This is a genomic window from Paenibacillus albiflavus, assembly GCF_004344915.1.
Lineage (GTDB): Bacteria > Bacillota > Bacilli > Paenibacillales > NBRC-103111 > Paenibacillus_AM > Paenibacillus_AM albiflavus.
This window is the reverse complement of record NZ_SKFG01000004.1, coordinates 71005-88631: the sequence shown is the minus strand read 5'-3', so window position 1 is coordinate 88631 and position 17627 is coordinate 71005. Positions and strand designations below refer to the sequence as shown.

The 17627-nt window shown below is 42.4% G+C and carries 20 protein-coding genes and 2 pseudogenes; 2 read left to right on the top strand and 20 right to left on the bottom strand.

Features of this window, described 5'->3' with window-relative positions; translation table 11 throughout:
* Positions 1-14 precede the first annotated feature (14 nt).
* From E0485_RS06820 to E0485_RS06765, 12 genes are all read right to left on the bottom strand, one after another.
* Positions 15-1346 (bottom strand): CoA-disulfide reductase, encoded by a 1332-nt coding sequence (locus E0485_RS06820; protein WP_132417236.1) that lies wholly within the window; start codon positions 1344-1346, stop codon positions 15-17.
* Positions 1343-2512 (bottom strand): ABC transporter substrate-binding protein, encoded by a 1170-nt coding sequence (locus E0485_RS06815; RefSeq protein ID WP_132417235.1) that lies wholly within the window; start codon positions 2510-2512, stop codon positions 1343-1345. Before E0485_RS06815 ends, E0485_RS06820 begins: the two co-directional genes overlap by 4 nt.
* Before the next feature lie 21 nt (positions 2513-2533).
* Entirely contained in the window at positions 2534-2800 is a 267-nt protein-coding gene (locus E0485_RS06810) for a EutN/CcmL family microcompartment protein (RefSeq protein WP_132417234.1), read from the bottom strand.
* Between the two features lie 15 nt (positions 2801-2815).
* Complete coding sequence (gene pduL / locus E0485_RS06805) at positions 2816-3484, bottom strand: phosphate propanoyltransferase (protein ID WP_132417233.1); 669 nt, start codon at positions 3482-3484, stop codon at positions 2816-2818.
* Between the two features lie 13 nt (positions 3485-3497).
* A complete protein-coding gene (locus E0485_RS06800; RefSeq protein WP_132417232.1) occupies positions 3498-3773 on the bottom strand; it encodes a BMC domain-containing protein in 276 nt (91 codons plus the stop codon).
* Positions 3774-3824: 51 nt separating this feature from the next.
* Positions 3825-4100, bottom strand: coding sequence for a BMC domain-containing protein (locus E0485_RS06795; RefSeq protein WP_132417231.1), 276 nt, complete (start codon positions 4098-4100; stop codon positions 3825-3827).
* A 79-nt stretch (positions 4101-4179) separates the two neighbouring features.
* Positions 4180-4455 (bottom strand): BMC domain-containing protein, encoded by a 276-nt coding sequence (locus tag E0485_RS06790; RefSeq protein WP_165921098.1) that lies wholly within the window; start codon positions 4453-4455, stop codon positions 4180-4182.
* A 52-nt stretch (positions 4456-4507) separates the two neighbouring features.
* Positions 4508-4951, bottom strand: coding sequence for a BMC domain-containing protein (locus tag E0485_RS06785; protein ID WP_132417229.1), 444 nt, complete (start codon positions 4949-4951; stop codon positions 4508-4510).
* Positions 4938-5237 (bottom strand): BMC domain-containing protein, encoded by a 300-nt coding sequence (locus E0485_RS06780; RefSeq protein WP_132417228.1) that lies wholly within the window; start codon positions 5235-5237, stop codon positions 4938-4940. The genes E0485_RS06785 and E0485_RS06780 overlap by 14 nt, the downstream gene beginning before the upstream one ends.
* 25 nt (positions 5238-5262) lie before the next feature.
* Positions 5263-5586: a BMC domain-containing protein gene (locus E0485_RS06775; RefSeq protein WP_132417227.1), complete on the bottom strand. Its 324-nt coding sequence runs from the start codon at positions 5584-5586 to the stop codon at positions 5263-5265.
* Between the two features lie 28 nt (positions 5587-5614).
* On the bottom strand, positions 5615-7120 hold the full coding sequence (locus E0485_RS06770) for an aldehyde dehydrogenase family protein (RefSeq protein ID WP_132417226.1): 1506 nt from the start codon (positions 7118-7120) through the stop codon (positions 5615-5617).
* Positions 7121-7160: 40 nt separating this feature from the next.
* Positions 7161-7982, bottom strand: coding sequence for a class II aldolase/adducin family protein (locus E0485_RS06765; protein WP_132417225.1), 822 nt, complete (start codon positions 7980-7982; stop codon positions 7161-7163).
* A gap of 285 nt (positions 7983-8267) precedes the next feature.
* Between E0485_RS06765 and E0485_RS06760 the strand changes: the two genes are divergently transcribed.
* Positions 8268-9029, top strand: a complete 762-nt coding sequence (locus tag E0485_RS06760; protein WP_132417224.1) for a DeoR/GlpR family DNA-binding transcription regulator — start codon at positions 8268-8270, stop codon at positions 9027-9029.
* A 199-nt stretch (positions 9030-9228) separates the two neighbouring features.
* On the opposite strand, the gene E0485_RS06755 is transcribed toward E0485_RS06760, so the two are convergent.
* A complete protein-coding gene (locus tag E0485_RS06755; RefSeq protein WP_132417223.1) occupies positions 9229-9957 on the bottom strand; it encodes a hypothetical protein in 729 nt (242 codons plus the stop codon).
* A gap of 281 nt (positions 9958-10238) precedes the next feature.
* On the bottom strand, positions 10239-10346 hold the full coding sequence (locus E0485_RS25860; RefSeq protein ID WP_207910935.1) for a putative holin-like toxin: 108 nt from the start codon (positions 10344-10346) through the stop codon (positions 10239-10241).
* Positions 10347-10607: 261 nt separating this feature from the next.
* On the opposite strand from E0485_RS25860, the gene E0485_RS25035 reads away from it, so the two are divergent.
* Positions 10608-10775: a hypothetical protein gene (locus tag E0485_RS25035; RefSeq protein ID WP_165921097.1), complete on the top strand. Its 168-nt coding sequence runs from the start codon at positions 10608-10610 to the stop codon at positions 10773-10775.
* Between the two features lie 565 nt (positions 10776-11340).
* On the opposite strand, the gene mtnA is transcribed toward E0485_RS25035, so the two are convergent.
* The 6 genes and pseudogenes from mtnA to E0485_RS06725 form a co-directional block, all read right to left on the bottom strand.
* Complete coding sequence (mtnA, locus tag E0485_RS06745; RefSeq protein WP_132417222.1) at positions 11341-12423, bottom strand: S-methyl-5-thioribose-1-phosphate isomerase; 1083 nt, start codon at positions 12421-12423, stop codon at positions 11341-11343.
* Positions 12416-13636 (bottom strand): S-methyl-5-thioribose kinase, encoded by a 1221-nt coding sequence (gene mtnK / locus E0485_RS06740; RefSeq protein ID WP_132417221.1) that lies wholly within the window; start codon positions 13634-13636, stop codon positions 12416-12418. Before mtnK ends, mtnA begins: the two co-directional genes overlap by 8 nt.
* A 181-nt stretch (positions 13637-13817) precedes the next feature.
* Positions 13818-14810, bottom strand: a complete 993-nt coding sequence (locus E0485_RS06735) for an ABC transporter permease (protein ID WP_132417220.1) — start codon at positions 14808-14810, stop codon at positions 13818-13820.
* 1 nt (position 14811) lies between these two features.
* Positions 14812-15483: pseudogene (locus E0485_RS25855) on the bottom strand (ATP-binding cassette domain-containing protein); the annotation flags it as partial.
* A gap of 321 nt (positions 15484-15804) precedes the next feature.
* Positions 15805-16296 (bottom strand): annotated as a pseudogene (locus E0485_RS25850) (ATP-binding cassette domain-containing protein); the annotation flags it as partial.
* Between the two features lie 112 nt (positions 16297-16408).
* Complete coding sequence (locus E0485_RS06725) at positions 16409-17527, bottom strand: sugar ABC transporter substrate-binding protein (RefSeq protein ID WP_407944835.1); 1119 nt, start codon at positions 17525-17527, stop codon at positions 16409-16411.
* Positions 17528-17627 lie beyond the last annotated feature (100 nt).

Below are 17627 nucleotides of genomic sequence, written 5' to 3'. Positions count from 1 at the left end.
TCGCCCTCCCCTAGCTACTTAACTGCATTACAAGCAATATGAACGGCATCCCATACACCTGCAAAAGGTGGAGCATAGCATAAATCAACCATTCCGAGCTCGCGTGTTGTCATTCCAGCGTGGATTGCGACTGCAAATATATCGATTCGCAGGACAACCCCTTTCTTACCAATACCTTGTGCGCCGAGCAGGACTTGCGTCCTTTTGTCATATATAAGCTTAAACTGAATTGCCGTTGGATCTGGATAATACCTAGGGTGATCACCAGATGTTACGAAAACAGTATCGTACTCAATGCCAAGACGCTTCGCATCGAACTCCGACATACCCGTTCTGCCAAGCTCAAGTCCAAGCACCTTAATTGCTGCGCTGCCAAGCGTACCAACGAATTTCTCATGTTTGCCAAGCATATTGCTGCCTGCAATTCGGCCGCATTTATTCGCTGTCGTGCCAAGCGGAATAAACGTATTCTCCTCCATCACCTTGCTGTACACTTCTGCACAATCGCCTGCGGAGTAAATATCTTCTACGTTTGTACGCATTTCACGGTCAATGATCACAGCGCCATTCCGAGCAAGCGCAACGCCCGATCCTTGCAGAAAATCTGTCGCTGGTCTAACACCAATGGATAGGATAACAAGATCGGCAGGATACGTGCCTTTGTCCGTTTGAACACCTTGCACCATGCCATTACCTGTGATTGCTTGGACCCCTTCTCCAAGGTTAAGCTGTACGCCATGATTAAGCAGTTCTTTGGTTGCGACATCTGTAATCTCTTGATCAAACGTCTTAAGAATACGGTCGCCAAGCTCAATGACACGTACACGTTTGCCAAGCTCAACCATTGCTTCCGCCACTTCGATTCCGATATAACCAGCACCGACAATCACGACATCCTGAACATCTGAATTCGCAACCGTCTGCTGCATCGCGATGCCATCTTCTAATGTTTTTAGCACCTGAACGCCTTCAAGATCTTTACCAGGCAAGTTCGGTACAATCGGTCTTGTACCTGTTGCAACCATCAGCTTATCGTAGGACTCCATAAACACACGATTGCGTTCAAGATCCTTCACCATAATCTGTTTGCTACCTGGAATAACTTTGAGCACTTCATGTCTCAGATGCGTCTTAATCCCAGCTTCTTCGAATTTCTCACGAGGACGAGCGATCATTTTCGTATAATCATCATTTACACCTGATACATAATACGGCAAACCGCAAGCCCCATAGGATAAAAAGTTGCCTTTCTCATACACGATTACTTCTGCAGTTTGATCGACACGCTTAAGCTTTGAAGCTGCGGACATACCTGCCGCAACCCCTCCAATTACAACTACCTTCATGATGTCTTCCTCTCTTTCTGCATGGAGAGGATCTCCGCTTCCGCTTGCTGAAGCGCCTCCTCGACCGTTAGTTCTGCTTGAAAAGCTTGGCTAATCTTACTGTACAGTACGCCTAATATCTCGCCAGCGTTGTCCATCGTTGGCAGAGGCTGTGCGTAGTTCTCTATCATATTAAGATGGGTAGAATACCAATCATATTGTTCTGAATCCATGTCATAGGTGGAACGTCTTACTGGTGAGCCTGCATAGCCTCCAATAACCCTGTCTACCTCTGATGAAGCTAAATACTGTAATAACGCATTCGCTTCTTGCTGCTTATTCGACTTCGCATTTATGCCGAAGCTCCAAGTTACGTTCCATGCTGACTTAAGTGTTGCAAAGCCAACATCTTCAAGCTGCTCACAGCGTTCATCCAGTACAACACCGAGCTGACCGCCCCAAGTAACTGCAAAAACGGAACGTAATTGCTGAAAAGCTTCTCTGACCTCATCGTTCCCATACGTATGAGTATCGTGCGGGGCATACTTCCGAAGCTGAATATATTTATGAAGCGCTAATCTTCCATGTTCGTTATTAAACGTTGGCAGATGCGTCTTCGGATCAAATGCATCCACACCTTCATTGCGCAAATAAGGCAAGAAATCGAGAAGAATTTCACTTGGATGCGCCTTAAGCACAATTCCATTCATTGCGTTCACATCATGGCACTTTGCCACCATGTCCAGCAACTCATCTGTTGTTATCACATCAGGGGGAAGTGAGCCTAAGCAGCGTTTAACGATCGATTTGCGATAAAGCACCATATGTCCATCACAGAATGAAGGGTACAAATAAGGAATTCCTGCAACCTCCAACTCTTGCCTTACAACAGGCACAATATCCTGCAAGTTCCAATTTGCATCCTGCGGATAGTTCACCTTGGCCAAATAACCTTTATTAACAAAATCCTTAAGCCATAGATGCCCAGCTACCATGACAATGTCGTAATCCTGCTCCCCTTGAAAAGCAGCCATCATCGTGCTGTAATACTGTTCAAACGATACAATATTAAAATCAACCTTAACCTGATTCCTCTGTTCATAAGTGGTTATCAGCCCAAATGCTTGTTCCACATATGCATCAACTGCCGGATCGCCTACAGCCAGAACTCGAATCGTATCTGTCACTTAAGCTCCCTCCCTTTACGCCTACTCAGACAAATCGATGATCGGCTCGTTATCGACAATCCCAACGACTAACGCGTCGATCGGAGCGTTCTTATTCAACGCATATTGGTTACTCTCTCCAAATGACACGATAACTTGCTGACCTACGCCAGCTCCCATCACATCGGCAGCAACAATAACCTCTTTTTTATCTGTATACTGAAGACGAATGAGAAGCAGCTTATAGCCTTGAAGCGTATCGTATTTGCGGGAAGAAACCACATTGCCTATTACTTTACCAATAATCATCCCTTTGTCCTCACTTTACTCTGTAATAATCTCCACTTTATCGCCTGTTTTAAGACCGAATGCATTGCCATCATCGGTATCAATGTGCATATCCAGCGCAAAATCATCTCTTACGCGAATCATAACCTCATTCATAATACCGCCTCTTGGACCTTCGATTTTCACTTGGACCTTCTGTCCATTCTGAACACCGAATGCGCTAGCTTCAGCAGGTGTCATATGGATATGACGTTCAGCTACGATACAGCCTCGCTCAATAACAACTGTACCTTTAGGACCTACAAGTGTAATGCCTGGCGTACCGTCATGAACACCTGATTGTTTTACTGGCGGGTTAACGCCAAGCTTTCTTGCATCACTTGGTGATACTTCCGCCTGCGTATCCTTACGCAGCGGTCCAAGTATACGAACCTTCTCGATCGTACCTTTGGGGCCAATAAGTGTTACTTGCTCATTGGCTGCAAACTGCCCTGGTTGGGAAATATCCTTGAATTTAGTTAGCTCACTGCCTGGTCCGAATAGAATATCCATGTGCGCACGGTTGACATGCACATGTCTTGCGGATACGCCGACTGGCACATATTTGAGAGGCTCCCCAGAGGGAGCCAATCCGACTTTGCTGAGCTCTTCTAACACAAGTTTTGTAATCGTCTCTGTCAATTCAGTCGCAATTGTTTGTGTCATAAGATCACCACTTTTAGTTTAGGCTTGGGAGAAGCTTTACAACATCCCCATGCGGTCTTGGAATTACGTGTACAGCGATGAGTTCGCCAACTCTTTGAGCCGCTTCGGAACCAACTTCTACTGCTGCTTTCACTGCGCCAACTTCACCTTTTACCATGATGCTAACGAGCCCTGATCCAATTTTCTCTGTACCGACGATTTCAACGTTTGCTGCTTTAAGCATTGCGTCAGCCGCCTCAATTGCTGCTGTTAAACCTCTTGTTTCAATAATGCCTAAGGATTCGTTCATGCTCAGTAACCTCCTCAAATATTTATCTGGTCGATCATTAATTGCATTAAACTATTTCAACATTGGAAGAAGCTTTGCTACATCACTATGCGGTCTTGGAATTACGTGAACTGCTACTAGCTCGCCAACTCTTTGAGCTGCTTCGGAACCAACTTCTGCTGCCGCTTTAACTGCGCCTACATCACCGCGTACGATAACAGTTACGAGACCAGATCCGATTTTCTCTGTACCTACGATTTCAACGTTCGCTGCTTTAAGCATTGCGTCAGCCGCTTCAATTGCTGCTGTTAAACCTCTTGTTTCGATAATCGCGATAGATTCGTTCATGGATGTATCCTCCAATAATTTTATTTTGTATAAAAAGCCGCTATTTTCGTTGCTTGTCTATCAATCTTTGCAGTGCCAACTATTTCAACATAGGAAGAAGCTTTGCTACATCGCTATGTGGTCTTGGGATTACGTGTGCTGCTACAAGCTCACCAATTCTTTGCGCTGCTTCGGAACCAACTTCTGCTGCTGCTTTAACCGCACCAACATCGCCGCGTACGATAACAGTTACGAGACCAGATCCGATTTTCTCAGTACCTACGATTTCAACATTTGCTGCTTTAAGCATTGCGTCTGCTGCCTCGATTGCTGCTGTTAAGCCTCTTGTTTCGATGATCGCGATGGATTCGTTCATGATATGTGCCTCCTAAAAGTTTGAGTTTAGTTAAAATATTTATTGTGCCAAACTACTTCATCGTTGCATTTTTATTTTTACGTTTCTTTGCGTTCTTGCTCGGGCTAGGAACGGTTTCTTGTACTGGTGTTTCCTGTGCTATTTTCTTTGGTTCTTCTTGTGTCTCCTGTACCTGCGGTACGGTTACCTTCATCACTTCGGCTTCTGCCTGCGATGGGATAATGAACTTCAGAATTTCAGCATGCGGCTTAGGAATAACTAAGCTCATTTTGAGTGGATTCATCGGCTTCTTATCGCATACGGCTCTAGCAGCCTCAACTGCTGCTGTCACATTCGCAATGCTGCCTCCAACGATGACAGTAACGAGTCGTCCTCCCAGATACTTCTCAGCACCTAAGAATTGAACATGAGACGTCTTGCACATTTCATCAACTAGTTCGAGTGCGGTCGTAAAATTCTGCGCTTCTACAACGCCAATCGCCTCATAGCTCTTCATCGTCATTCTCCATTCTGTCAACTGGAATTAAGGGGTGAATACCTTCGTAAGGATTGTTAATCGCATGTACGGCGATTAGCTGACCCGTACGACTCGCTTCTTCCGCTCCAATCTCCAAGGCAGCCTGTACAGAGCTAATGGATCCTTTGATCAGAACCATCACATAACCAGCACCTGATTTTTCAAATCCGGCCACTTCAACGTAGGCGCATTTGATCATCATATCCGCAGCACGGATAGCAGCAGTCATCCCAATGGTCTCAATCATTCCAAGGGCTTGTTTCATCTTGCACCCCCTGCTGACAACCTATTTATTTGCACTTAACCTTCCCGATCGGAAGTAAGGCATGTACTTCTTTGGAGCTTGAAGGGATGCAGCGGATCATCACTTCATTAGGACTTACATACTCACATGCGGCTTCTTGTGCGACTTCAAGCGCAATTTGCACGTCACTGATTGGACCTGTGAATTTCACCTGCACCATAACCGGAATGACGGCATTCTTCTCATCAGGCGGATTGTTAACATCCATCCCGTGAATCGTAATGTTAGCTGCCTTGCACGCTTTATCCATTGCGGCAAGTGCTACACTATAGCCTTGAACTTCCAAGAAACCAAGTGCGTAACGATCCATCTTTCATCACCTCCTGTTATGCCATAAACTATACGATTCGGAATGCGCCTTCTGCTAGGACGCAGCGTCTTTGTCTTGTAAATGTTTTTGCAGAGGTTAAACCTTCACCTGTTGGACCTGCAATGGTCATTGTTGTATGACCCTCGCCACCGAAGCCAACACCTGCTAATGAGGATGCATTCTTCACAAAAATAGTTGTACCAATCGCACGTGCAAAACGTGTCAGGTTATTCACATTGTGGGAGTGCATCATTGCTGTATGGCGATTGCCATGCTCTGCTTTAACTGCCATTTCAATAGCTTCGTCAAGATTTTTCACTCGAACGATCGGTAGAACTGGCATCATTTGCTCTAATTGAACGAAAGGATGGTCGAAATCTACTTCACAAATGAGAAGGTCAATTTCTCTGCCTGGATTGATGCCAAGCTTGTTCAAGAATGACATTGCATCCTTACCGATCCAATCCTTCACTGTGTGGTATACACGCTTCGTATCAAGAGAGCAGCCTCTTGCCACTTGCTTCTCGTTCGCTTCAAGCGCAAAGCTCATAACCTGCTCAAGCTCTTGTTGATCTAAGCGATATGCACCGTTATTCATCATGTGATAAATAAGATCATCCGCTACAGAATCAACTACGAATACTTCTTTCTCTGCGATACAAAGGATGTTGTTATCAAAAGATGCACCTTTGATAATTTCTTTTGCTGCATTCTCGATATCTGCTGTCTCATCGACAACAACTGGAGGATTACCTGCTCCTGCACCAATCGCTTTCTTGCCTGAGCTTAATAGCGCTTTAACAAGACCAGGGCCACCAGTACCAACGAGTAATTTCGTTTCAGGCGCAGCTACGATTTGATCAAGTGTTTCTTTGGTAGGTTCTTTCACCATTGTTACAAGATTCGCTGGACCGCCAGCAGATACAATCGCTTTATTAATCATTTGCACTGCAAATGCGCTACATTTCTTAGCGGATGGATGGACATTGAACACAACTGCATTACCTGAAGCGATCATCCCGATTGAGTTATTGATAATCGTCTCTACTGGATTCGTAACTGGCGTTACGGCTCCAATCACACCAAATGGTCCAAGCTCTACAATCGTTAGACCGTCATCACCTGAGAATGCTAACGTTTTCAAATCTTCGGTTCCTGGTGTCTTAGTTGCTGTTAATTCAAGCTTAGCCAGTTTATGTGCAAGCTTGCCTAGCTTTGTTTCTGTTACAATCATTTGTGCCAGTTCGTTCTTATTCGATAGTGTCGCTTGACGAATTGCTGTTATCATCGCTTCGCGATCTTCCAGCTTGTAATTCTGTATATAATGAACTTGTGCTTGATGAGCTGCTTTCACTGCATCTTCTACTCGATCAAATGCACCGTGCTCCCCAACAGCAGAGAATACCTCTGCTTGCTTTGCAGGCTCAGCTTGCGACGCTGCTGCAGCAGTTGGAACAACATCAGTTAGCTTTTTCTCAATATTGGTAATAACGCTGTTAATAATCTTCTGAACGTCCGCTTCAGTCAAATTCATGGATGCTTCACCCCTCTGATGATTGACTTCCGACTTGCTTTTAACGATTAGTTGGAAGTCTCTTGATTACTTCTTCCGTCACTTTAGCTACAATCGTCTGAATCAAATCCTGTTTGTTATCTTCCTGTACAGGCTGTTGTGACGCCTTGTCAGCAGCTTGGGCTGGTGAATCTACACGGCAAGTCAATGTACCGCCTGTCATAATTCCCATTTTCTCCCTGATCTTAATAAGCTCAGTAAGCTGGTCACAAGTTAGCTCTTGCACTTGATCCGTAATTTTCTTAGTAAGAATCACTGTCATTGCATAATGCTCCAGGGATTCCATACGGAAGTATGCTTCTGTAATATCCTTGCCCCAAGTTAACGCACCATGGTTAGCAAGCAATACCGCATTATAGTCCTTACAGAAAGGAGCAATCGAATCAGGTACTTCTTGCGTACTTGGTGTTGCATATGGAGCTACAGGCACCTTACCAAGTAAAATAACTCCTTCTGGCGAATAAGCTTGATCTAATCCAATACCAGCAATCGCATAAGCTGTTGCAGCTTGTGGATGTGCGTGTACTACAGCGTTTACATTCGGATTTTCTTTATAAACTCTTAAATGCATTTTGATCTCTGATGAAGGCTTCAGCTTACCAGCCAATACCTTTCCATTAAGATCCACCTTAACTAACATGTCTGGTGTCATAAATCCTTTACTAACACCTGTAGGTGTAGCCCAAATTGCATTTGGTCCGGTTTTCACCGATATATTGCCATCATTTGCTGCTACAAAGTTTTTGGCATAAACTCTTCTACCAATTTCACAAATCATCTTCTTCGCTTCAAAATCACTTAGATATTTCGGATTATCTAGCATGTAGTCACCTCCTGAGATCTATTGCACTAAAAATACAACTTCATACATTGATTTTCCTACTTTATACGCTATTTGTCAATTATTTATTTCTGTTTTGTGTGTTATTTTGTTGGTTTTGATTGTATAAATCTCGAAATTATGTGGAAAAATATCCGAATAAGAGCAAAATAATTCTTAAATCAATAAAATTTCAAACAATAAATCCCACAAACATAGTAAATCCCTTCCACAAATATGCTATAATAACTACAAACTAAACTAATCGGGAAAGTGTGTGATAAAGTAATGTTACCAATTGCGCGGAAAGCCAAAATAAAAGAATTAATTATAGAAAAGAAAAATGTAACCGTTGCCGAATTAACATCACTGTTCGATGTAACGGAAGAAACGATTCGTCGAGATCTTAAGCAATTAGAAGATGAAGGGATTCTTATACGCATTTATGGAGGCGCCTACATATCCGATGGCGTGCAGAATGATGTGAATGTCAATTTAAGAGAACATATCCTTGTTGAAGGAAAAAAGCAGATCGCAACCAAATGTGTGGAATTCATTAAGAATGGGGATTCCATTTTCCTAGATGCATCTACTACCTCGTTATATATCGCAAACCTGATCGGAAACAAACGCATTACCGTTGTGACGAATTCGATCAAAATTGTAAACGCTCTATTGGACAGTCCGAATGTCCATCTCGTCATTGTTGGCGGTGTGGTATCCAACAGTTCCATGTCCGCACTGGGACGCAATGCAGAACAGAACATGAACAGCTATTATTTTGACCTAGCTTTCATCTCCTGTCGCACGATCAGTATGCAGCACGGAATCACAGATTCCAACGAGCAACAAGCAGAAGTCAGAAGACTTGCCGTTGAACGTGCTAACAAAGTGTACTTAATCGCGGATCATACGAAGTTTAATCGCACTTCTTTCGCAAGTATTTGTGGTTTTGAACACATTCATAGCGTTATTGTGGACAAGCCACTTAGCCAAGAATGGCACGACTTCCTAGAATCGCATAATGTAGAGTTGACGGAGTGTGAGTAAGTAGAAACGATTGATCACCATGTTAGAGGTGATTACGTTTCTGCGAGGAGTAAGTGGAAACACTCAGCGGACCTAATAGTACACAACAATAAAACAGTCGAATAAAAAACGAGCCTCTAGAATCTCTTCTAAGGCTCGTTTCGCATTCACAAAAGCCTATTACTCTAAGGGGAAATAAGCTCAAGTGTGTGAGAATTGTTTATGAGGTAAAGGATACTATTATCTCCTTTGTTGGCGGTGATACTAACTCTCCCCACTTCTTTAGTGTTTCATATTCCGAATTGGGAACATCGGCGATAGTAAGTTTAATCGTTTGATTGTTGATCCATTGTACTTCAGGAAAAGGAAGATTCATCTCTCCGTATAAAGCCTCATCCTCACTGGATTTCATCGTTAAGAAGCGAAAGGATTGTAAATCAAGTCCTCGAATAGCACTATGATTAACGAGGTTCCCCTCATTGAATCCGAATTTTATCAAAGCTCGAGATTGATCCTTGTTCAAAATGCTTCCCATATACATGCTTTCAGGAAGCTCTAAACTATAAACTTCTTCTTGATGAATCTGAACCAATACATGACAACAATTCTTCATTCCACAGCCATATCCAATATGGTAGGTTTTCTTCTCTCCATCATCATGTATGGGGTCGATTCGCAGACGTTCGAATTCAGTCTGATCATATTTTTCAACCTTTAAATAGGAGTCCAGAACTTCAATTTTCGAAACAGGAATGACCAGACCATCTATTCGAATTACTCGATCTTTCTCTTTAACAATCTTATTTCCTGGCGGAATTGTCACATGACTATGTGGTGTGGTTTGCGGAATGGGAGATGAAGAAATTCCAGGTGCACTCGAACAAGCCATTAGAAGGGATACCATTATTAGTAGTACGCTACAGACTTTAGCAATTTGTTTATCTTTCATTAAATTTCTCCTTTTATGATGATGTCCGTTGTCTTCTGAAAAAAGCATAATACAATATATTAATGGTAATACTAATCATAATCCTTCAAAGTTAATACTTATCGAGGTCATGGGAAATGTCTATTGTATTTACATTATATTGCAGGAATATTTATTAAAGGATATAATAAAAATATAAAGAGTCGGGTTGCACCCCGACTCAACAATAGCCGCTTTTAAGGGCGGTTGGCTTATAAAGGAATTTCACGTCAGAAATAGACCGTGTCCTTGGCTAGGGAGGTCTATTTCTTTTTGTTTACATATATCAGCAGCGTAATAATCAAAGTTATTAACGCTATAATCCACATTCCAAATTGGAACATTACAGATATTGCTTCATATACGCTCACGGCATCACCTCCATTCCTGGAGACTAGCCGACCACCCTCAGAAAGCCATTCTATTGTGACTCTATTATATCACAATGAAATGGCTTTTTTTTCATATAGTTCATATTAATTCCAATATATTATTAACTAGATTCCTAGAATTAATATTTGAATGCATAACATACATTCAAAATACCCCAGAACCCCCTTTCGACAAGGTTTGCCTGCATTCCATACATTCAAAAAGCCACAAAAAGGCCCGTTTCAAGCAAAAGGGCTTTTTTGAATGTACTAATTGCAGGCAAAGTTGCTTTTTGGGGCGAATCGGCGCTTTTGAATGTACAAAATGCAGGCTGGACGCGATACAGAAATTACTCGGGGCTAGACGAAGAAAGCTGCATGAGAACGTGGCTGCTGAGGTTCAGCAAGCAGCAAAAGTTCGACGAATAGCCAAAGTGCGTGTCAATGCAGCTTCAAACCTACTCCCCCCCCCTCTCCACAAACAATAAACTCAACTGAGCCATATAGGGCGACTGGTTTCTGAGGGAATAAGAAGAAGCACTTTTGCCTGCATAACATACATTCAAAACACCCCAGAAGCCCCCTTCAACAGAGTTTGCCTGCATTCCATACATTCAAAAAGCCACAAAAAGGCCCGTTTCAAGCAAACGGGCTTTTTTGAATGTACTAATTGCAGGCAAAGTTGCTTATTGGGGCGAATCGGCGTTTTTGAATGTACAAAATGCAGGCTGGACGTGAAACAACAGAAGTTACTCGGGGCTAGAGGAAGAAAGCTGCATGAGAACGTGGCTTCAGAGGTTTAGCAAACAGCAGAAGTTCGCCGAACAGCCGAAGTTGCATCAATGCAGCTTTAAATCCTCTGTAGCGCACCCCGTCTTCTCCACAAGAAGAAACGGTTTCAACGTCTTTAAGAACGGAGGCGTTTCTTAAGGTATACTAAACAATAAAGGCACCCCTCAGCTATACGGCTAAGGGATGCCCTTTTTCACACTAATTACTTATTGTTCTTGAACATCTTCGGCAGACTTTCTTCAAACGGAGCATAAGCAATACCGTTCTCTGTGATGATCGCAGTGATCATGTTGTGGTCTGTTACGTCGAAGCAAGGATTGTATGTTTGAACACCTTCTGGTGCTTGTGGTTTTGCATAGAATTTCGTTGTGATTTCTTCGGACGGTCTTAGTTCGATATGGATGTCGTCGCCAGTCTTCGTATTCAAGTCAACTGTTGATAGCGGTGCACATACATAGAACGGAATTCCGTAATGTTTCGCTAGGATCGCAACACCTGATGTACCGATTTTGTTCGCAGTGTCGCCATTCTCAGCAACGCGGTCACAGCCAACCAGTACAGCTTGAATTTTGCCTTCTTTCATTACGATGGAAGCCATGTTATCGCAGATTAGCGTTACATCCACGCCAGCTTCTTTAAGCTCCCATGCTGTAAGTCTAGCACCTTGAAGCAATGGGCGAGTTTCGTCCGCAAACACTTTGAAATCATAGCCGCGCTCTTGACCTAAGTACATAGGTGCAAGTGCTGTACCATACTTCGCAGTTGCAATTGTTCCAGCGTTACAGTGTGTTAATAGACCCATGCCTGGTTTCAGCAAGGAAAGTGCGTATTCACCGATGTTTTTGCAAATTTGCTCGTCTTCGGAACGAATCAATTCAGACTCTTCATGAAGAGCTGCTTTCACTTCGGCTACAGACTTCCCAGCTTCTTTTTTGAAGCGAGCATCCATACGATCAAGCGCCCAGAATAGGTTAACAGCAGTAGGTCTGGAGGAAGCCAGATATTCCTTCACTTTAAGGAAGTCAGCGTACAACTCATCGTAAGTAGCTGCTTGGGATTGCTTTGTTCCAAGATATACGCCATAGCCTGCTGCAATACCGATTGCAGGAGCACCACGAACACGTAGGTAGTAGATAGCATCCCATACATCTTCCATCTCTTTGAGCTCTAGGAATACTTTCTCATTCGGAAGCAAAGTTTGATCCAGAATGATAAGTGTATCATTTGCATCGTCTAATTTAACAGATTGAATGACTGATGATAGAATATCTTGTTGATTAGTCATGTTGTACCCCCGCTTTCAAAATTTCCAAGTATTTGGCACCTGTTGTTAACTGTTCTCTTTCCATAATGAAACGTTTACCTACGATCAAGCAGAATTTCTCAGCTTGTGAACGCTTAGCATCATCCGCAATAGACGTTACGTCTTTCACGTGAGCTAATCCAAGTGTTCTACGAATCATTTCAAGACCAGCTACAGCTGCAGTATCCTTCAACACATTGCTTAGATAGAAGGACTTGAAGCCTTTGTATTGTGCAACGCGGTCAGTTGCTTTCTCATCCCATAGCTTATTCCATTTGTCTTGGAACAAATCTATTATAGACCCGATTGTCTCTAATAGCCATGACGTATGAGTTTCCTTAGCAGGACCTGCATCCATTGTCATTTCTGCATTAATGTAGGCAAAAATCAAGTTAGCAATAACATTACCAATATCGTAGCCTGCTGGGCCATAGAACGCAAATTCAGGGTCGAAGATTTTGGTGGAATCTTCTTTAACAAAAATCGAACCTGTATGCAAATCACCGTGAATAAGCGATTGAGCATTCGTCATAAATTCGAATTTAAGCTTAGCTGTTTCCAACAATAGCGCCTCATCATCCCATAGATGCTGTTTCGCAAATGCACGAGTAAGTTCGAACACTTCATTACGAGGGCAATCATAGAATGGCTCGGTATAGACAAGATCCTCTGAAATTTCACATAGATCCTGATTAATGAAACTCTTAACGAGATCCTTCTTCTCTTTGTGATTCATCACAACATCGGAAGTTAGAAGCAATGTGCTTGCTAGGAATGTTGTAATATGATCGGCAAAAAGAGGGAATTGCTTATGCTCCATAAGCGCTTTTCTCATAATTACGTGATCGGACAAATCTTCCATTACACAGCAATTCATCACACTATCAAACTTGTATATTTGCGGTACGGAACCGGGTGCAAGCTTATATTGAATCGCAAGAATTTCACTTTCGATTCGATTACGGTCAGGAGAAACTGCAATATCACTCGAAATTCTAGCAACTGGACCAGCCTGTTTAAGAATAATCGATTTACCTGTTTTCTTATCTTGGATACGGAACACGAAGTTCAGATTCCCGTCACCGATCTCGGTACAAGTTAATTCTGCATTGTGATCAAACATATCTAGTTGTGTCGTTGCATATGCGATTGCGTCAGTTTCTTTCATTGTAAAGTAAGCACTGAAATCTTTCATTTCTCCTATACCTCCTACAAAGTTGAATAACCCAATTTTTAGTATTATAGAATTTATAACTTTCGTGTCATAAATTCTAAGTAATACCTTAAGAAACGCACCTGTCTTTATGGACCGTGAATCCGTTTCTTCTCGGAAACACATTTCTCTTTATCTGGATGATTTGATCGTTTCTTGTTAACTATGATTTATTCTTATAATAGGTTAAGGCTAGTGCTAAAGCTAGTACTGTTCCTTTAACAATATCCATTGCGTAGTAAGGAACGGACATCATAACAAGTCCATTTTGCAGAACACCGATCAGGATCGCACCCACGAAGGTACCAATAGCGTTCGGTTTGCCTGAACCAAGAACGGATAATCCGATAAAGGCAGCAGCTACAGCGTCCATTAGATATGGAGCACCTGCGTTAACTTCGGCTGTCATAACACGTGATGCAAGGATAATACCACCGATTGCCGCAAATAGTGCAGATAATAGGTATGCAGCAACACGATATTTATTAACTGGGATACCTGATAGCTTAGCAGCTTCTGGGTTACCGCCAATTACGTACATGTAACGACCATGCTTCGTATAAGTTAAGAAAATATGAACAACGGCTACAACAACAACCATGATAATGATGATCCAAGGAACTTGTCCAAGTTTAGCAAAAAGAGGGCTGATTGTGCCTGTCGCAAAGCTGCCATCCGGCATAACCATGTTCGCAGATACAGTTGCGCCTCTTGTATACGTTAGCGCAATACCTTGAACGATGAACATCATCGCAAGTGTCATCAACATATCAGGAATCTTGAGCTTAACGATTGCGAAGGAGTTTAAGATACCAACTAATAAGCTAATTACAATCGCTACTAGAATACCAAGTACGATATTTTGTCCATACCAGACAAACATGGAGATGACGAGCGCGTTGGATAAAGATGCAATCGAGCCAACTGACAAGTCAAAACCGTCAACCGACAAGGAAATCGTAATCCCGACTGCGATAATCGTTACAATTGAAATTGATCTTAGGATATTAATGATGTTAGAGACTTGCAAGAAGCTTTCTGACATCATGCCGAAGAATGCGATCAAGATAACGATTGTAATCAAGGTTCCGTATTTATATAGGAAATCAAAGAAATCAAATTTGCGAGCAGCTTGTATGGAGTTTCCTTTGCTCATGTTACTTGCCTCCTGTCGAGTAGAACAATATCTCTTCTTCATTCGTTTTGCTTGTTTCTAGCTCTTTTGCAACCTCTCCGTCATAAAGCACGTACATACGATCCGTGATTCCTAGTAGTTCCGACAATTCGCAGGATGCATAGATGACGCATTTGCCTTTTGCCGCAAGACCTGAAATCAGTTCAAATATATCGCGCTTCGCTCCAACGTCGACGCCTTTGGTTGGTTCATCGAAGATGTATACTTCAGAATCACCAACAAGCCATTTGCCAATTGCAATCTTTTGCTGATTACCACCTGAGAGATTTTTCACTTTCGCTTGGTCGCTTGGTGTCTTAACCCCAAGGCTAGTAATCATTTGCTTAGCGATTTCTCTCTCCTTCTTGAAGTTCAGGAAAGTTCGAAGGCTTGTAAATTTGGATAAACTAACAGCAGTTAAGTTAACCGAAACGGATTCCGATACAAGGATCCCTTCCTTGCGGCGTTCCTCAGGCACTAATGCAATACCTGATTTAACGGCAGCGTGCGGAGTTTTGTGCTTTAACTTCTTACCATTAAGAATTAAATCTCCTGTTGTCCCTTTACTTAGACCGAAGATGGCTTTGCATAGCTCTGTTTTCCCCGCGCCAACAAGTCCGCCGATTCCGACAACCTCGCCTTTGCGCACGTACATGTTAATGTCGTGGACATTTGTCCCATCACCGAAGTTTTTAACTTCAAAGCATTTCTCGCCGATCGTGATATTATGCTTAGGGAATTGTTGATCCATTTTTTTGCCAAGCATGTATTCGACAACTTGATTCTGAACCAAGTTCGCTATTTTCTCTTTTACAACAAACTCGCCATCTCGCATGATCGTGATATCATCACAAATTTCAAACAGCTCTGGCAGACGATGAGAAATGAAAATCACGCCCACATTTGCTTGCTTCAAATCTCTGACTATTCGAAACAGCTCTTCTGTTTCAGCATGACTTAGTGGAGCTGTAGGCTCATCAAGAATCAGATATTTACATTCTTTGGAAATCGCTCTTGCAATTAGCACCATTTGCTTTTCAGCCAAGGTCAACTCACTTGCTAGCTTCCTGGTGGATACCGGAACATGTAATCGCTCCAGTACTTCCTTCGATTTACGATGAATTTCCTTCCAGCTTACAAATTGCTTGCCGCCCATATCATTTACGGTTTCATCCAGCATGATATTCTCACCAACGGTAAGATAAGGAATCAAGGCTGTATCGACCTCTTGATATACGATCTGAATACCAAGGTCTTTGGCATCCTTAGGAGAACGAATATTCACTTGCTTGCCATCCATGAAAATCTCGCCTGTATAGTGGTTGTAAGCACCTGACAGTACTTTCATAAGCGTTGATTTACCAGCACCATTGGCACCAATCAAAGCGTGACTTATGCCCGATTCTGTGACAAAATTCACTTCTTTTAACGCCTTAACCCCAGGGAACTCGATCGAGATATTTTTCATTTCGATATTGGATCTTCTAATATCGCCCATATTTGCCACCTTCTAACATGTGTCGTTGTAAGGAAAGCGCCCTCAGGTAAGGGAGAGCGCTTCCAGTTGGGGTATTTATTGACTATTTCTTATATGCGTCTTTTAGTGCTTTCATCCAATCAGTCATGAATGCATCTGTTTGTCCCCATCCAGGAACAATATTCGCAAGGTTAACCATGTTCACAGGGTCCTTGGAATCCTTAAGCTTGTCTTGTGTAATAAGGTTAGCTTCAAGGTCATAAGTTGCCGGTGTTTCTTCACCAGCAATTTTGTTAAGAAGGATACGAACGTTAACAGCACCGATCATTTTTGGATCAACTGCAGCAGTGGATACCCAAGGGCTTCCTTTTTCTTGCATCAATTGAAGGTCACTGTTGGATACGTCGATACCATAGATCTGAATCTCATCGCGTCCAGCTTCTTTAATTGCTCTAGTTGCACCGATTGCAAACGCATCCCAAGCTGCGAATACAGCATCGATTTCACCTTTTTTATGTTTAGTCAGCATCGCGGAAACCGCATTTTGGGTTTGAACGGAAGTGTCACCAGCTGCTACACCAAAGCGTTCAACTTCAACGATACCAGGGTATTTCTTTAATACTTCTTGATAAACATTGTTACGTCGCACCATTGGAGGGAATCCATCAACCCATAAGTAAACGATTTTGGCATTTTCGCCTTTTTCCTTGATTAGATTATCAAGTGTTTGTCTTGCAAGTTCTTCATCATCCTGTGATGTCAAAGTAACACCAGGGACATTTTTCAAACCGTCGTTGGAGTCAAATGTCACTACAGGAATACCTTTATCAACAATTTTCTTCACTTCATCAACTGTTGCAGCATCATCACCGTGTGAAATAATGATTCCGTCATATTTCTTATCTACAGCTTGTGCGATTGCATCGTGGAACTTAGCAGTATCTCCATTTGCAGTGTACGTATCGACTGTAATACCCATCGATTCGCCTTCTTGTTTAGCACCAGCCAAGAACTGTGCAGTATGATCGTCTCCACCAATTTTACGGATTACCATCACTTTGATATTATCTTTGTTTTTGATGGAATCAGGCAAACCTTCAACAACCTTCTTCTCAGTTGTACCCTTGGACGAATCTGAACTTCCGCCTGTCGAGCAACCTGTTACCACTAAAACCATGGCTAACAAACTAATGATAAGCGTTTTCATAAACTTGTGTTTCACGTTTCCACCCCATTTGTTTGATTTGAAGTTTTTGTAAAAAGAAATACAAACAACAAATCTCAAGTTGCATCTGCTAAGTTGTAGTAATTTGTTGTTTGTA

Excerpts from the sequence above, each read along its gene's own strand:
- E0485_RS06820 (WP_132417236.1), bottom strand. The coding sequence starts at position 1,346 with ATGAAGGTAGTTGTAATTGGAGGGGTTGCGGCAGGTATGTCCGCAGCT.
- E0485_RS06810 (WP_132417234.1), bottom strand. The coding sequence starts at position 2,800 with ATGATTATTGGTAAAGTAATAGGCAATGTGGTTTCTTCCCGCAAATAC.
- pduL (WP_132417233.1), bottom strand. The coding sequence starts at position 3,484 with ATGACACAAACAATTGCGACTGAATTGACAGAGACGATTACAAAACTT.
- E0485_RS06800 (WP_132417232.1), bottom strand. The coding sequence starts at position 3,773 with ATGAACGAATCCTTAGGCATTATTGAAACAAGAGGTTTAACAGCAGCA.
- E0485_RS06795 (WP_132417231.1), bottom strand. The coding sequence starts at position 4,100 with ATGAACGAATCTATCGCGATTATCGAAACAAGAGGTTTAACAGCAGCA.
- E0485_RS06790 (WP_165921098.1), bottom strand. The coding sequence starts at position 4,455 with ATGAACGAATCCATCGCGATCATCGAAACAAGAGGCTTAACAGCAGCA.
- E0485_RS06785 (WP_132417229.1), bottom strand. The coding sequence starts at position 4,951 with ATGAAGAGCTATGAGGCGATTGGCGTTGTAGAAGCGCAGAATTTTACG.
- E0485_RS06780 (WP_132417228.1), bottom strand. The coding sequence starts at position 5,237 with ATGAAACAAGCCCTTGGAATGATTGAGACCATTGGGATGACTGCTGCT.
- E0485_RS06775 (WP_132417227.1), bottom strand. The coding sequence starts at position 5,586 with ATGGATCGTTACGCACTTGGTTTCTTGGAAGTTCAAGGCTATAGTGTA.
- E0485_RS06770 (WP_132417226.1), bottom strand. The coding sequence starts at position 7,120 with ATGAATTTGACTGAAGCGGACGTTCAGAAGATTATTAACAGCGTTATT.
- E0485_RS06765 (WP_132417225.1), bottom strand. The coding sequence starts at position 7,982 with ATGCTAGATAATCCGAAATATCTAAGTGATTTTGAAGCGAAGAAGATG.
- E0485_RS06760 (WP_132417224.1), top strand. The coding sequence starts at position 8,268 with ATGTTACCAATTGCGCGGAAAGCCAAAATAAAAGAATTAATTATAGAA.
- E0485_RS06755 (WP_132417223.1), bottom strand. The coding sequence starts at position 9,957 with ATGAAAGATAAACAAATTGCTAAAGTCTGTAGCGTACTACTAATAATG.
- mtnA (WP_132417222.1), bottom strand. The coding sequence starts at position 12,423 with ATGACTAATCAACAAGATATTCTATCATCAGTCATTCAATCTGTTAAA.
- mtnK (WP_132417221.1), bottom strand. The coding sequence starts at position 13,636 with ATGAAAGATTTCAGTGCTTACTTTACAATGAAAGAAACTGACGCAATC.
- E0485_RS06735 (WP_132417220.1), bottom strand. The coding sequence starts at position 14,810 with ATGAGCAAAGGAAACTCCATACAAGCTGCTCGCAAATTTGATTTCTTT.